This window comes from Coxiella-like endosymbiont of Rhipicephalus sanguineus (genome assembly GCF_018687865.1).
In genome coordinates this window covers 1-15,950 of the sequence record NZ_NIQB01000011.1, presented here as the reverse complement: position 1 = coordinate 15,950, position 15,950 = coordinate 1, and the positions used below count along the sequence as shown (strand labels likewise).

The window sequence follows — 15,950 nt, the reverse complement described above, 5'->3', positions numbered from 1 at the left end:
ATGCGTGATTAATAGCTGAATGGTTCGATAGGAAATGAAGAAAATGCCAATAGCCAATAACAAATATCGAAAGGCTTCTCGTTTTAATAATCCTTTTTCCAAGGAACGGTAAACCAAGTATTTATTGAAATAAAAATTAAAAGAACCCGAAATTAAACGGCCAATCACGAGAGAGCTGAGTTTTTGGTGAGTAATCAAGTAACACAGTGCAAAAACACCCACATCCATGAGGAAGGAAGTCAGTCCCACCGCGATATAACGAAGAAAGAGAAAATAAAATTTAAGGGATTCTAGTAGTTGAATCGATTGCGGTGGTTTCGTTTTCGTCAATTTCAATGAACCGACCTAGCCTGTTGCTTCAGCGACTCCTTGACCAATTTCGGCTGGTGATTTGACTGTAAAAACACCTGCAGCTTCTAAAGCGGCATATTTATCCGCGGCAGTTCCTTTTCCTCCAGCAATAATAGCTCCTGCGTGCCCCATCCTTTTACCTAAGGGTGCGGTCACTCCAGCAATATAGGAGACCACTGGTTTCTTTACATCAGACTTAATAAACTCCGCCGCTTCTTCTTCTGCTGTACCACCAATCTCACCCACCATCACTATGGCTTCTGTTTGGGGATCCTTTTCAAATAACTCCAACACATCAATAAAACTGGTGCCCGGAATAGGATCACCCCCGATACCCACACACGTACTTTGACCAAAATTCAATTGTGTGGTTTGATTCACAGCTTCATAAGTCAAAGTTCCTGAGCGAGAAACAATACCGACTTTGCCGGGCTGATGGATATGCCTGGCATAATTCCAATTTTGCACTCCCCTGGTGTAATAACTCCAGGGCAATTTGGCCCAATTAAACGTACATCAGGATGCTGTTTAAGATAGGCTTTAACGGTCAGCATATCAAGAACAGGAACTCCCTCAGTAATGCAAATCACCAAACTTATGCCTGCATCGATGGCCTCAATAATAGAATCTTTGCAAAAAGGTGCCGGAACGAAAATCATAGTGGCATCAGCGCCTGTTTTATCTACAGCTTCATGCACACTATTAAAAACAGGTAATCCCAAATGCTCTTGTCCCCCTTTCCCCGGTGTCACACCACCTACCATTTTTGTTCCATATTGCAATGCTTTCTCGGAGTGGAAAGTACCATTTTTTCCGGTAAAACCTTGGCAAATTACTTTGGTTTCTTTATTAATTAAAATACTCATTATGTTGTCACTTTTACTTGTTCGACGATTTTTTTCGCGGCATCTGCAAAACCTTTTACAGCAACGATGTTCATGCCACTCTCTACAAGTTTCTTTGCACCCAATTGAGCATTGTTTCCTTCTAAACGAACAACTACTGGAACATCAACACTAACTTCTTTCACTGCACTAATAATACCTTCGGCGATTAAATCACATCGAACAATGCCGCCGAATATATTTACGAGAATTCCTTTGACATTTTTATCTGAGACGATAATTTTAAAAGCTTCGGTTACTCGTTCTTTGGTAGCACTTCCAGCCACATCCAGGAAATTAGCTGGCTCACCGCCTGCCAGTTTAATAAGATCCATAGTAGCCATGGCGAGTCCTGCCCCGTTCACCATACAACCAATATTACCATCCAATTTGATATAACTTAATTCCCATTGTTGTGCTAAGGTTTCGTGTTCGTCTTCTTGGCTTGCATCACGCATTTCACGAAGTTCCCGTTGACGATAAAGCGCGTTATCATCCACATTTAATTTTGCATCTAAACAAAGAAGTTCTCCTGAACCAGTGACGACGAGAGGATTAATTTCTAATAAGCTCAGGTCGCGTTCGATAAATAATTCATACAGCCTAATAACAATATCCGTAAATGACAGCATTTGGGCAGGATCTAAATTTAGACCAAAGAATAATTGCCGACATTGAAAAGGTTGTAATCCAACTGCACGATCAACAATTATTTTTAAAATTTTCTCGGGAGATTTTCCCGCCACTTTCTCAATTTCAACACCGCCCTCCGCGGAAGCTATAAAAACAATCCGCTGAGAGGAGCGATCGATTACTGCACCCAAATATAATTCTCGAGCGATATTAGATGTTTTTTCAATTAAAACTTGATTTACCGGTTGCCCACGTTTGTCTGTTTGGTAGGTAACTAAACGCGTTCCTAGTAAGGCTTTTACAGCGGCCTTTAGCTCTTCTTTATTCTGAACTAAACAGACACCACCTGCTTTTCCACGACCACCTGCATGCACTTGGGCTTTAACTACCCAACGATTACCACCAATTTTACTGGCCGCATCTACAGCTGCTTCCGGATTAAAAACCACTTCACCTAGAGGCACAGGAATGTTGTATTTTTTTAATAGATGTTTTGATTGATACTCGTGTAAGTTCATATTTGTTTTCTTTTGTTTTTATTCTTCCCTTATCCAACCACTCCCTTTTGAGGGCTAAAATGTAGTAGGATTATCATCATATCCCCAATACTAAACGGGCCGGATCCTCCAGTAATTCCTTAATAGTTACCAAAAATAATACCGCTTCACGGCCATCGAGCACGCGGTGATCGTAAGATAAAGCCACTAACATTATCGGCCGAATGACAATTTTGCCATTTTCTACAACAGGTCGATCCTCAATTTTATGCATTCCCAAAATAGCAGTTTGAGGAGGATTAATGATTGGCGTAGATAAGAGAGATCCATAAGTTCCTCCATTGGTAATTGTGAACGTTCCCCTATTAATTCATGAATTCCCAAACGCCCTTCTTGAGCTCGAGAGCCATATTCTCGGATTTGCTTCTCAATATCAGCCATGCTCATATTTTCCGCATTTCTGAGAACAGGGACCACTAAGCCACGTTCCGTACCTACCGCGATCCCAATGTCGTAATAATTGTGATAAATAATTTCGCTACCATCAATCGAAGCATTTACCATCGGAAATCTTTTCAGCGCTTCAACTGAAGCTTTCATAAAAAATGACATTAAGCCTAAGCGGACTTTGTGTCTTTTCTCAAATTCATCGCGGTATTTTTTCCTTAAGTCCATTACTGGTTTCATATTAATTTCATTAAAGGTGGTTAATAATGCAGCTTCTTGCTGTACTTGAACTAAGCGTTCCGCGATTCGTTGACGAATGCGAGAAAGAGGAACGCGTTTTTCCGTTGGCTCCCCTTTTCCAATTTTTTTTCAGTTTTTTTTTCAGCAGGTTTTGCTTTTTGACTTTCTAAATAATCCTCCACATCTTTTTTCGTAATTCGTCCTTCTTTCCCACTCCCTTCAATTTCGCTAACATCCAGACCTTTTCCAGCAACTAATCGTCGAACAGCGGGACTCAGCTCACTCTCACTTTCTTCAGATTTTTTCTTAGTTTTTTCTTCTTCTTCGCTCTTTTTTACTTCATCTTTATCTTCATCTTTATCTTTTTTCTCTTTTTTTTCTTTCTCAACTTCGCCTTCTCCATGGTCTTCTTCTAATATTGCAAGAATTTCGCTTGCCTTAACAACTCTGCCCTCTTTAACCTCTATCTTTTTGATAATACCATCTTTTGGTGCTGGGACTTCTAACATTACTTTATCGGTTTCCAAGTCGACTAAGTTTTCATCCCGAGAAATGGAATCACCCTCCTTTTTGTACCATTTTGCCACCGTGGCATCGGTAACGGATTCGGGGAGCATGGGAACTTTAATTTCAATTGTGGGCATGTTAAATTTCCTCTCCGAGCTCTAAAGCTTCATTAATCAATTTGTTTTGCGATTTTAAATAAAGTGCTGGATAACCCGCGGCCGGCGCAGCTGAAGCAGGCCGTCCTACATAATCTAAAGTTTGATTATTTTGTAAACATTTTGTGAGTCGATGGCGAGTACAGAACCAAGCGCCTTGATTCTTAGGTTCCTCCTGACACCAAATTACTTGTTTCGCGTTGGAATATTTTTTAAGTTCGGATTTTAATTCATCATAAGGAAATGGATATAATTGTTCAATACGAATCAAAGCAACATTATTTAATTTATTCTCACGCCGTTTGGTTAATAGATCGTAATAAACTTTACCGCTGCAAAGTACAACCCGTTTTATTTTTTTCGGATCCTGCTTATCAATTTCGGGAATGATTAATTTCAATTGGCCATGAGTTAAATCTTCTAACGAAGAAACCGCCAATTTATGACGTAATAAACTCTTCGGCGTCATAACAATTAAAGGTTTCCGATAAGTACGTAATACTTGACGTCGCAATAAATGGAAAATTTGTGCGGGTGTAGTAGGAACACACACTTGTATATTATTCTGAGCACAAAGTTGCAAGTAACGCTCTAACCGAGCCGAAGAATGCTCGGGACCCTTACCTTCATAACCATGCGGCAAAAACATCACTAAACCAGAGAGGCGATTCCATTTTTGCCATCCCGAACTTATAAATTGATCAACAATCACTTGAGCCACGTTGGCAAAGTCACCAAATTGTGCCTCCCAAATAATTAATGACTTTGGGTCAGCAGTGGAATAACCATATTCAAACCCTAGTGCGCCGGTTTCACAAAGTAAAGAATCGTAAATATGTACTTTTGCTTGTTTGAAATTTAAATGTTTTAAGGGCTCATATTCTTTTCCAGTATCTTGATTAAAAACAGTGGCATGTCGATGAAAAAAAGTACCTCGTCGAGAATCCTGTCCCACCAATCGAACTGGATATCCTTCTTCCAACAAAGAAGCATAAGCAATCATTTCACCAAAACCCCAATCTATTGGAGCTTTACCTTCGGCCATTTCGAGTCTTGCCTCGTAAATAGCGGCGACTTTACGATGAAGTTTAACCGTATCAGGCAATGTAGCGAGCTTTTCTCCAAGTACTTTTAATTTTTTCAATGGAACAGTGGTGTCTACTACCACAGTAGCCAATTCTTGGCCGAGGTAGGGAGTCCAATTGGCTGCATAATGCGCCGACAGATTATCGGGAAGAGTCTCTAGCATTTGTCGTCCTTCATCGAGACGAGTGCGATATTTTTCTGTCCATTCATGGACTTCTTCAGAAGTACAAATCTTTTGGTTAATAAGTTCTTTTGCATAAAGCACTCGAGTAGTGGCGTGCTCTTGAATAATCTTGTACATCGCAGGTTGAGTCGGCACTGGATCGTCTACCTCTTGATGGCCGCGTCGTCGATAACAAACAAGATCAATAAAGATATCTTTATGGAATTCCATTCGATAATCCAGCGCCAATTGGGTAATTGCAATCACGGCTTCAGGATCGTCACTATTAACATGGAATACTGACGCATCGAGCATTTTCGCTATATCGGTGCAATACAAAGAGGATCGCGCGTCTTTAGGATTGCTGGTAGTAAAACCCAATTGATTATTCAAAATAATATGGATAGAACCACCCACATAATAGGCCCGCGTTTGCGACATGTTGAGCGCTTCCATGACAATACCTTCGCCCGCAAAGGAAGCGTCTCCATGGATCATTATAGCCATCGCGTAATCCGGATTTTGTCCATTCTTTCTTTCTTGGCGTGCCCGCACAGATCCCATTACCACGGGACATATAAATTCCAAATGCGAAGGATTAAAAGCTAACGATAAATGAATCGGACCCTCATCGGTTTTTACATCTCGCGAATAGCCCCGGTGATATTTTACGTCCCCCGACGTCAAACCATAATCTTTTTTGCCTTCAAACTCTTGAAATAATTCAGCAGCTGATTGACCCATGATATTCAATAACACATTGACCCGACCACGATGGGCCATGCAAATTACTATTTCATCTAATTTCTTGCCCCGGGCCCGTTTGATTAGTTCGTCTAAAAGGGGAATTAAACTTTCACCACCTTCCAAAGAATAGCGAACTTGGCCTACATATTTCGTATCGAGGTATTTTTCGAGAGTTTCTGCTGCTACCAATTTCTGTAAAATATTTCTTTTAATTTTTTTATCAAAATCAATGTGACCCAGTCGATGTTCTACATAATCTCGCAACCAATGTCGCTCCCGCTCATCTGAGATGGTACTGAATTGGACACCAATAGAACTGCAATAAACTTCACGTAAATGGTTATATATCTCTTTTAAGGTTGCTTGAGGTTTATCTAAAAACCCGCTGTTGAAAATGTTTCTTTAAAATCAGCTTCCGTTAGGCCGTAATGATTTAATTCCAAGCGGGAATCCACTGCTCGATCGCCACCCAAAGGGTCAATCTTCGCGTTGAGATGACCAAATCGCCGATAAGCTTCAATTAATAAATCAACCGCCGTTTGCTTGCTGGCCGGTGCTGCACTCGGGGCAGCAATACGAGCTTGCTGTGCTAATTCACGAAATTCTTCTTGATTGCTAACATCTGAAATGTCCGGTACAGCAGTGCCTTGTGATAAGGATTGAAAATAATGGCGCCATTCTTCATTAACACTATTGGGATCTCTAAGAAAATTTTCGTAAAGCGTTTCAATGTAACCAGCGTTGTTATCAGCTAAATACGAACTTTTTTGAAATTGTTCCATCACGGTTTCTTTTTGCATAATTTTTTATTTTCTCCTAAGCTATTCGCCTTTCTCACGTTCTTTCGAGAGATTAGAGGTGATTAACTTACTCACCACTTTCTCTTTCACAAAGCATCCCCATACGAATTTGTCGAATTGCTTTCGCTGGATTAAGATTCTTCGGACACACAGTTGCACAATCCATAATGGTTCGACAACGAAAAATACTGTAAGGATCTTTCATTGCATCTAAGCGTTCTTTTTTCTCAGTATCCCGATTATCGGCAATAAATCGATAAGACCATAACAATCCTGCGGGTCCAATAAATTTATCAGGATTCCACCAATAAGAAGGGCAAGAAGACGAACAGCAAGCGCACAAAATACATTCGTAGAGCCCGTCTAATTTGGCGCGATCGGCAGGTGATTGCAAGCGCTCCTTTTGTGGGGTCTCTTGATTGTTAAGAAGGTAAGGTTTTACTTTTTTGTACTGAGCATAGAACTGCTCCATATCGACAATTAAATCACGAATAATAGGAAAACCCGACAAAGGCCGAACTACTACTCGATCCGGCAAGGTTTTCAATTGTGTTACACAAGCCAAGCCATTTTTACCATTAATATTCATTCCATCCGATCCACATACTCCCTCCCCACACGAACGACGCAAGCCGATGTCTGGTTGCTTTTCACGAATTGCTTCCAAAGCATTGAGCAACATTTTCCCGGGTATTGTGGAAACATTCAGCTGATAATCCTGTATATAAGGTTTTTTATCCCTTTCGGGATTGAAACGCATTATAGAAAACGTCATCACTCGAGATTTTTTGTTCATACCTTAATCTCTCACTTTAGGTAAAAATGGTTCCATTTCCTTGGGTTTCATATTAACAGGACGATAATCAATGCGCCCATCTTGAAAATAAACTGTATGTTTTAACCAATTGACGTCATCGCGCTCTTTATAATCGTAACGGGAATGAGCTCCTCGGCTTTCTGTACGTTGCTTAGCACAAACGGCCGTTGCGTAAGCCACTTCGATTGAATTATCAAGTTCTAATGCTTCCACCCGTGCATTATTAAATCTCCGACTAGTGTCCATCAATTTTGCTCGCTGTAATCGTTCTTGTAATTTTTCTAAACGCTTTAATCCTTGGTCCATTTGTTTCTCATCTCGGAAAACACCAAAATCTTCTGACATAGCTTTCGCCATTTCTTGACGAATTGTCACTGGATTTTCCGTATTATCGGATTTTTCCCAACGTTTGAGACGAGCTAAAGTGCTATCAATATCATCGGGATTTTCAGCACGATGCTTTAATTCCGTTTTTAAGACTTCTTGCAAATACAAACCGATTGCTCGTCCGAAAACGACCAAATCTAATAGAGAATTCGTTCCCAACCGATTGGCTCCATGGACGGACACGCAAGCACACTCACCGGCAGCGAACATACCTTCAACTACTTGGTCATTACCGCGTTCATCCACGGTTAGCGCTTGTCCATGAATGGTCGTAGGAATACCACCCATCATATAATGACACGTGGGTAAAATCGGAACGGGTTCTTTAGTGATATCGACGTTAGCAAATTTTTCTGAAAGCTCAATAATACCGGGTAAACGCTCTCGCAATACTTTTTCCCCTAAATGGTCCAATTTCAATAAAACGTGATCCTTCTTTGGACCTACACCATTTCCTGTCATAACTTCTTGTAAAATAGAACGCGAAACAACATCCCGACAATCAAGGTCTTTTAAATGAGGTGAATAACGTTCCATAAACCGCTCACCGTCTTTGTTAATAAGATATCCACCTTCACCACGGGCCCCTTCAGTAATCAAACACCCCACTCCGTAAATACCCGTAGGATGAATTGCCAAAATTCCATATCCTGCACAGGTAAGCCGGCTCGAAGGGCCATTCCAATTCCATCTCCAGTGTTTGTATATGCGTTACTAGTGGTTTCATAAATACGACCTGCACCGCCGCTTGCAAAAATGGTCGCTCGCGATTTAAAAAGACCAAATCACTCGTTGCCATGTTCAGAGCAATTAGCCCCACAATCCCCCCCTTGATCCCCCGAACCAAGTCAATGCCATACCACTCGTTATAAAAGTGAGTTTCGGCTTCGACATTTTTTTGATAGAGCGTATGCAACATCGCATGACCCGTTCGATCCACGCAAGCGCAGGTACGACGTGCCATTTCTTTTCCAAATCGCGGGTGTGTCCACCGAAAGCACGCTGATAAACACGGCCATTGTTTAAGCGGGAAAAAGGGAGACCATAATGCTCTAATTCGTACACGGAAGGAGGCGCTTGTTCACACATGTATTGGATGGCATCCTGATCACCCAAATAATCAGAACCTTTTACGGTATCGTACATATGCCATATCGGTTTATCGGGAACTACATTTCCCAAAGCCGCTGCAATACCTCCTTGCGCAGAAACAGTGTGAGATCGAGTAGGAAAAACTTTTGAAACAACAGCCACTTTATATTCTCGCGACTGTGCCATTTCTAATGCAGCGCGCAATCCCGCGCCACCTGCGCCCACAATCAAGGCGTCATATTCTTTAACTTGGATGGAATTCATGCTTACCTCACCGCGCTATCCACAAAAATTCAATGACCCATATAAAATAAGCAACTAATAGCAAGCAAACGATTGTCTCTAATGCTAATCGGGTTGGCTTATTTTTACATAATCTGTGAAAATCGTCCACATGCCGATCCATGCATGCCATAGCACACTAAAAATCACTAGTAAGGTAAAAATTTTCATGGCCAAATGTGTAAATAAGGAATGCCATTGCGCATAAGAAATGGGGTAGCATATAAGCAAAAAAATGATGAGAAAAACGGTATAAATACCGCTCAACAAAGCAGTGATGCGTTGCACGAACCAGTCGCAATAACCGCGCCGGCTTGTCCGGTCTACCATATCCACACTCCTGCTAATATAATAGGGATAAATGAAATCACAAAAACCATATAGGCTGTGATGCGCCCCTCACGGACAGATTCCCCGAAACCAAGATCCATTACTAAGTGGCGTATGCCAGCAAATAAATGAAACAAAGTGGCAGAAAACATGATCCATACGGCAACTTTTAGCCAATGATTATGGATGAGCAATTGTTGCAAATTCCAAAATGAGGCTTCCGATAGCGTGGCTTGATGCAGGAGATAAAACATTAAAGGCATACATAAAAAAAGAATAAAGCCAGAAATTCGATGGCAAATCGATACGAGGGCCATCGGTGAAAAACGAAATTTAGTCAGATCAAGATTAATCGGCCTAACCGGCCGTTCGGTACGCATCCCATCACTCCATTTTAGAAATCTGTTTTTAATCAAAGGGATAGCGCTATGATACTTGTACGGTGCTTGCTTGTACGGTGCTTGCGCTACTCGCTTGGTGATTATAACGACATTATCAAAAGAACACAAACCGAAATTTGATGTGGCTGAAGGAAGAAGTAGCTTCTTAAGTATCAATTCCAAAAAATTTTCTTACAATTGGAATTGGTCAATCTTTGAAAATAAATTTAGAATTAAGAAAATAAATTTAGAATTAAATATTTTTCGTTGCCTGCTATGAGGAGCATCCATGACCACGTCTACAGCAAAACTCTCTTTCGGTAATCAATCTGCTGAATTTCCGATTAAATCTCCCATTTTAGGTAAAGACTCTATAAATATAAAAACTCTTGGTAAAGCCGGTATTTATACTTTAGACGTAGGTTTTATTCAACTGCCGCTTGTGAATCCAAAATTACTTTTATCGATGGTGAACAAGGTGTTTTATTGTATCGAGGTTACCCCATTGATCAACTAGCCGAATCGTGTAACTACATAGAAGTTTGTTATTTACTTCTGTATGGCGAGTTACCCAATAAAAATCAAAAAGAAAAATTTGTTCACTTTGTTAAAAACCACATTAATGTTTATGAACAAGTAACTCATTTCTTTGATGGCTTCCAACGTAATGCTCACCCAATGGCTATGGTACTTTCGACAGTGGGGCGTTATCGGCGTTTTATCACGATGCTCTGGATATTAAAAATCCCAAACATCGAGAATTATCGGCTATTCGTCTGATAGCAAAAATGCCCACTCTTGCCGCAATGAGCTATAAATATTCAATAGGCCAAGCATTTATACATCCCCGTCAGGATATGTCCTACGCCGAAAATTTTCTTCATATGATGTTTGGGACGCCTTATGAAGAAAAACTCCCAGATCCCGTATTAGTTCGTGCAATAGACCGGATTTTTACATTGCACGCCGACCATGAACAAAATGCTTCCACTACTACGGTCCGCGTGGCGGGTTCTACAGGCGCTAATCCTTTTGCATGTATTTCGGCGGGAATTAGTGCTCTGTGGGGACCGGCACATGGTGGGGCCAATGAAGCTTGCCTTAATATGCTCCAAGAAATAGGCCATGAGAAGAACATTAATAAGTACCTCAAAAAAGCAAAAGACAAAGATGATCCTTTCCGTTTAATGGGTTTTGGCCATCGTGTTTATAAAAACTATGATCCGCGAGCAAAAGTAATGCAGAAAACCTGCCATGAAGTTTTGAATGTGGTAAGTAAAAAAGACGAAACGCTATTTAAATTAGCAAGAAAACTCGAAAAAATTGTGTTAGAAGATGACTATTTTATTAAAAAGAAACTTTATCCCAACGTGGATTTTTATTCGGGTCTTACTCTAAATGCTATTGGAATTCCTTCTAATATGTTTACAGTGATTTTTGCTTTATCGAGGACCGTTGGTTGGATTTCTCACTGGATGGAAATGATGAGTTCGAATCACCCACTCGCTCGTCCTTGCCAATTGTATATCGGTGAAAAAGAGCGGGATGTAATTCCCTTAAACGAACGGAAATAATTAATTAACCTAACGATTACCTAAGTCTTCCTCGTACCTTTGCGTGGATTTGATACGGGTCCGGTCGCCTAAAGATAAAATTTCACATCCACACGGCCCGAATGGTGTGTTGTAAGGTTCGAATATTATCTCCATGTTGTTGGGTATAAACGAATTTATAAGTACGGTGTCGGGAAAGCGATAATGTTAGTGAGCGTATTTAATCGACGATTGCCATAATCGGAGAAATCATATTCCACAAAGAAACTTATCCATTGCCCAACATCGCGAGTAAGTCCTAAACCAAGAACAATTCCCCAAAGATTATAGCGGAAGCTTTGTTGAAAGAAGTTGTCGTCGTGGGTGGGAACACTATGAAAGAAGGAGCAACTCTTGCTTTAATCGGGCGTAAGAACCACCTGCCTTGGTGTAAATATGGGTAGTGGGCGTAAGATCTATTACGAAAATTGCAGCAAGGTCAAAATTGTATTTTATATACAACGTGGTATTAAATGAGGGGAGCCGCGAGTCCCATTCCACTAAAATCCAAACCGACTAATAAAGGGATGCAAAATGATACTGCGCGCCGACATGTCCTCCCCAGGATATTCCTCGTTGACGGATTTCAGTGCTGAATAACTGATTGCGTGGTGTATTATCTTGATAAAGAAATTAATACTGTTATCGTGGGATGATAATAGCCACCAAAAGCCCCCTGCATAAATCATCCACGGACTTTGCACAGAAGTTTCATAGCCTCCCGCTAACGTTCTCTCACTTATTAAGAGAAAAACGCTACTAGCCGAATGCTCTTGCTCTGTCAAATACTCCATGAATTCACTCCTTCTAAATTCTTTACTCAAGAGTTACATCACAAAGCCAAAATTAAGTCCCAAGCGAACCAAACAGGCATGAATACTTACAATTTTGACTATTAAAAATCAGGACCGTTCACAGCGGGGTCAGGGTTAATAGTAGTACCCAAAGTATTTCGAATTAAACCAGCCATAATCATACTCCGTAAAAATCGCTATCTAACGACAAAAGTCATATTCCAAAACCAAACCCAATTAAATAATCTCACCGATTTCTCTCAGTAATCTGCTGAAAACTTGCGCTGGGTAAGAAAGCTACTGGATTAAAAACCATGAGTGTGTGTTTTATTTAAGCATAGTAAACCGCCACCTTTTAAATAAATCCTTGTTGGGAGAGTAACATTAACTCCTAGCAGGGCTGCGAAATCCAAGTTGTAACGAACTCAAAATTTATTATCTTAAGACAAAAATTAAATCACCAGTTACAGGTGAAAGAATAGAGGCCACTGTATGGGCGGTTTCGGAATTTTCCATTGCAGCAAACTCAGCACCTAGAAACCAAGGATTATAAAATTGGTATCGAACTTCTACTTGACCACTGCCCGAATAACCATTCTGATAAAAATTACTGGCTATAGGTTCAACAAATGCTGGGATGCCACTGGCATTTACATGGAATTTCAGATCTACCTGCCAACGCGTTATTCGCGAAAAAATTGCTCTCCAAGACAAATAGTGCCAAGCATTTTACGTGTCGTCGTATCTTCATGAACCTCACTCCTTTTATCGGCATAACGACTCAGTTCAAAAATTAAAGGGCCAAACCAACAGCCAAACCCACGCGAATCGTATAAGCATCTATTAATACCATTTGGGTATATATAAGTTTCAGAAACAATCACGGGAGAAGGAATAATACCGGTCAATGTGGACAAATTCTTTTTCTCATGTCTTAGTAATCATATTCCGCAAAGAGACTAACGCAACGTCCAAAATCTTCAGTAATTCCCAAGCCAGCCACATAACCCCACAAGGATTTGCTTATTGTTTATTGTAAAATTGGAATCAATCAAGTTTACAGGAGTAGATTGATTCAGAATAAATTTTTGCCGCAATTAAGCCATAAGAAACGCAAATTCTTCCATAAATATTGAGTGTGAGGCGTTAAATCAATACTAAAAAAAGCACTGGTAAAATCTACGTTATACCTATAATTCGAAAATTATTTTGAGGCACAAAACCAAAAGCTGTCGATACTTGTGCGAAAGAATTATTGTTTCCTTGTTGACTGTTTCGTTACCCGCTTGCCTCCAACCCGATGTAATACCGCTTATCGAAATGATACTGAACTCCGACTTGAGCACCTATTCCATAACCGAATTGTTGTGTATAGGAGTTGTGTATAGGAATTAAAAATTTGTGTGGCCAAACCGGGAGGAAAATTAACTACAAAATTAACCTCGTGCTTAAAATCTGCATCATAAATAGCACCAAAAGCTCCGACAGATAATACCCAGGAGTTAGAAGAGGGAACTTCGAGACCACCAACAAAGAAGTTGCAAGAAGAAAAAACAGGGAAGAAAAAATAAACTGGTCGCAATGAATTTTACCCTCCCCGTAAGCTCATCGATTTAACTCCCTTTTAAACGATTACTTTCGAATACTATTCGACCATTGGTAAATATTGAAGACATTGACAATAATAACTAAAATTATCCATGTGTATAAAGCAGCCATTACATCGTCAATCATCACACCCAAACCGCCTCCAATATTTTTTTCAAGACAACTAATAGGCCACGGTTTCCAAATATCGAATATGCGGAATAAAATAAAACCCATTAAAATGAAATACCAAATTTTGGGGATAGCAATCATGACAAATAAAAATCCGACTACTTCATCCCATACAGCGGCTGGATGATCGAAAGTGCCAAAGTGTTGATTCGTAATATCACAAATAATTAGTCCAAAAATAAAAAGAACGAGTGCAATAATGCTATAAGTAAGCAAAGAAAATCGGATCAAAAAAAGATAAAAAACCACGCCCAACATTGTGCCAAACGTACCTGGCATCCACGGTATTGCACCCACACCAAATCCACAAGCAATGAATTCAATAGGGTTCGTCCACATGCTTTGAGGAACATTATTTTTTTTCTTAAAAATGCTCATAACCTTTTTTTACTATCTTTAGTTGTTGATTCTGATCATCCACTATTGAAAAAGTTCTCCCTTCTATAATCTCACCAATACATCGGTATTCACAATCCAAATTCTTAAAAAGTTTTTCTAATTGAGAGCTTTTTTTATGGGGCACTGTAAAACAAAGCTCATAATCATCCCCTGACGTCAAAGCATAATTCCAGGCTTTTTTTAATGCACAATATTGTTTTAAATTTTCAGATAAAGGAAGCTGATCGGCATGAATCTTAGCGCCCACCCCACTAGCTTGAATAATTTTTTCGAGGTCGGCCACCAATCCATCTGAAATATCAATTGCCGCACTCGCAATTCCACGCAAAGCCAAGCCTGCTTTAATACGCGGGGAAGGGCAATGTAATCGTTTTAATAAAAAGGGATCAATTTTTTTGTGTTTTTGATTTAATAAATCTAATGCTAAACCAGCATCTCCTATCGTTCCTGTCACATAAATTAAATCGCCGGCTTTGGCGCCCCTTCTATAAATAGCTTTTCCCTGCGGGACCATGCCGTTAACCACTATGGATATGCAAAGTGGTCCTGCCGTTATGTCTCCCCCCATCAAAGAAACTCTGTATTGTTCTGCCAAAGAAAAAAATCCTTCCGAAAAATCTTCGAGCCATTTTTTATTAGCTTTTTCTAGGGTCAACGCCAATAATGCGGTATCCGGTTTTGCCCCCATTGCCGCCAAATCACTAAGATTAACCGCTAATGCTTTATAACCCAAATCGCGTGGTAAAGTATTTACTGAAAAATGAATATCTTTTACCAGAGTATCTATTGAAGTTACTATTTGTGTATCGGGGGGTATTTCTATTACGGCCGCATCATCACCAATACCTGCTATAAGGCATTTTGATTTACTTTGTCGAAAATAGGTATCAATAATTGAAAATTCGGATAATGCCATTCGCTGATAATATCATTCTCTTTTTAAGAAATCTTTTATATTCCTTAAGGATATTTTTTGCTGCCAAAAGGGAAAAGGAAATTAAATTAATATTAAGGAATCATTAAATGAGGAATCATTAAATGTAAGATATAGTTGGAATCTCAATTAAGAATTGATATACTTCATGAAACAATAATTTCTTGATTAGCCAAGGGAAAATATGGACACAAAGATGGCTTCGTTTAGTTTGAATCTTAAGACATTGATGTTGTTAGCCCAAATTAATGCTAGTAAATTAGCTCGACGAACCAGCATAGCACAATCAATTATTCATCGATTATCTACTGGCCAAAACACTAACCCGAAATTGGCTACAATAAAGCCCATGGCTAGATATTTCTCAGTCAATGTCAGTCAATTCGATTGGAGAAGAACCATTACCAAGTGAAGAAGCCCTCAAACGTGGAACCGCTCAATCTCTATGGAATCGTGTCCATTTGATTTCATGGAAAGATGCTATAAGCTGGTCGACCTCTTTTTCACAACAATATCAAAACTCAGAAAGCCTCACTTAATGTTTCTACTGATGCCAATGTCAGTAAGCTGGCTTATAGCTTAATTATTATAAAGGCTGTACGATGGAGCCTTTATTCCCAGAAGGAACCACTATTATCGTATATCGTAGAACCT

At 39.8% G+C, this 15,950-nt stretch carries 9 protein-coding genes and 7 pseudogenes; 2 read left to right on the top strand and 14 right to left on the bottom strand.

Annotated features, from left to right (window positions below):
• From B1F79_RS01265 to sdhC, 9 genes and pseudogenes are all read right to left on the bottom strand, one after another.
• On the bottom strand, nt 1-249 hold a 249-nt coding region (locus tag B1F79_RS01265), incomplete at its 3' end, for a GtrA family protein (RefSeq protein WP_308159711.1).
• Between the two features lie 96 nt (nt 250-345).
• Nucleotides 346-1,217, bottom strand: a pseudogene (sucD, locus tag B1F79_RS01260) (succinate--CoA ligase subunit alpha).
• Nucleotides 1,217-2,386 (bottom strand): ADP-forming succinate--CoA ligase subunit beta, encoded by a 1,170-nt coding sequence (sucC, locus tag B1F79_RS01255; RefSeq protein WP_251365676.1) that lies wholly within the window; start codon nt 2,384-2,386, stop codon nt 1,217-1,219. Before sucC ends, sucD begins: the two are co-directional and overlap by 1 nt.
• A gap of 76 nt (nt 2,387-2,462) precedes the next feature.
• Nucleotides 2,463-3,696 (bottom strand): annotated as a pseudogene (odhB, locus tag B1F79_RS01250) (2-oxoglutarate dehydrogenase complex dihydrolipoyllysine-residue succinyltransferase).
• 1 nt (nt 3,697) lies between these two features.
• Nucleotides 3,698-6,492, bottom strand: a pseudogene (locus B1F79_RS01245) (2-oxoglutarate dehydrogenase E1 component).
• Between the two features lie 85 nt (nt 6,493-6,577).
• Nucleotides 6,578-7,306, bottom strand: a complete 729-nt coding sequence (locus B1F79_RS01240) for a succinate dehydrogenase iron-sulfur subunit (protein WP_251365675.1) — start codon at nt 7,304-7,306, stop codon at nt 6,578-6,580.
• A gap of 3 nt (nt 7,307-7,309) precedes the next feature.
• Nucleotides 7,310-9,070, bottom strand: a pseudogene (sdhA, locus tag B1F79_RS01235) (succinate dehydrogenase flavoprotein subunit).
• Nucleotides 9,071-9,077: 7 nt separating this feature from the next.
• Nucleotides 9,078-9,424: pseudogene (gene sdhD / locus B1F79_RS01230) on the bottom strand (succinate dehydrogenase, hydrophobic membrane anchor protein).
• Nucleotides 9,412-9,927 (bottom strand): succinate dehydrogenase, cytochrome b556 subunit, encoded by a 516-nt coding sequence (gene sdhC / locus B1F79_RS01225; protein WP_251365674.1) that lies wholly within the window; start codon nt 9,925-9,927, stop codon nt 9,412-9,414. The pseudogene sdhD and the gene sdhC overlap by 13 nt, the downstream one beginning before the upstream one ends.
• A 160-nt stretch (nt 9,928-10,087) precedes the next feature.
• Between sdhC and gltA the strand changes: the two are divergent.
• A pseudogene (gltA, locus tag B1F79_RS01220) lies at nt 10,088-11,372 on the top strand (citrate synthase).
• Nucleotides 11,373-11,890: 518 nt separating this feature from the next.
• On the opposite strand, the gene B1F79_RS01215 reads toward gltA, so the two are convergent.
• From B1F79_RS01215 to thiL, 5 genes are all read right to left on the bottom strand, one after another.
• A complete protein-coding gene (locus B1F79_RS01215) occupies nt 11,891-12,184 on the bottom strand; it encodes a hypothetical protein (RefSeq protein ID WP_251365673.1) in 294 nt (97 codons plus the stop codon).
• Between the two features lie 435 nt (nt 12,185-12,619).
• Nucleotides 12,620-12,898: a hypothetical protein gene (locus tag B1F79_RS01210; RefSeq protein ID WP_251365672.1), complete on the bottom strand. Its 279-nt coding sequence runs from the start codon at nt 12,896-12,898 to the stop codon at nt 12,620-12,622.
• Nucleotides 12,868-13,101, bottom strand: coding sequence for a hypothetical protein (locus tag B1F79_RS01205; RefSeq protein WP_251365671.1), 234 nt, complete (start codon nt 13,099-13,101; stop codon nt 12,868-12,870). Before B1F79_RS01205 ends, B1F79_RS01210 begins: the two co-directional genes overlap by 31 nt.
• 715 nt (nt 13,102-13,816) lie before the next feature.
• Nucleotides 13,817-14,341, bottom strand: coding sequence for a phosphatidylglycerophosphatase A family protein (locus B1F79_RS01200; protein WP_251365670.1), 525 nt, complete (start codon nt 14,339-14,341; stop codon nt 13,817-13,819).
• Nucleotides 14,328-15,278 (bottom strand): thiamine-phosphate kinase, encoded by a 951-nt coding sequence (gene thiL, locus B1F79_RS01195; RefSeq protein ID WP_251365669.1) that lies wholly within the window; start codon nt 15,276-15,278, stop codon nt 14,328-14,330. The genes B1F79_RS01200 and thiL overlap by 14 nt, the downstream gene beginning before the upstream one ends.
• A gap of 214 nt (nt 15,279-15,492) precedes the next feature.
• Between thiL and B1F79_RS06545 the strand changes: the two are divergent.
• Nucleotides 15,493-15,950, top strand: a pseudogene (locus tag B1F79_RS06545) (helix-turn-helix domain-containing protein); the annotation flags it as partial.

Excerpts from the sequence above, each read along its gene's own strand:
- sucC (WP_251365676.1), bottom strand. The coding sequence starts at position 2,386 with ATGAACTTACACGAGTATCAATCAAAACATCTATTAAAAAAATACAAC.
- B1F79_RS01240 (WP_251365675.1), bottom strand. The coding sequence starts at position 7,306 with ATGAACAAAAAATCTCGAGTGATGACGTTTTCTATAATGCGTTTCAAT.
- B1F79_RS01215 (WP_251365673.1), bottom strand. The coding sequence starts at position 12,184 with ATGGAGTATTTGACAGAGCAAGAGCATTCGGCTAGTAGCGTTTTTCTC.
- B1F79_RS01200 (WP_251365670.1), bottom strand. The coding sequence starts at position 14,341 with ATGAGCATTTTTAAGAAAAAAAATAATGTTCCTCAAAGCATGTGGACG.
- thiL (WP_251365669.1), bottom strand. The coding sequence starts at position 15,278 with ATGGCATTATCCGAATTTTCAATTATTGATACCTATTTTCGACAAAGT.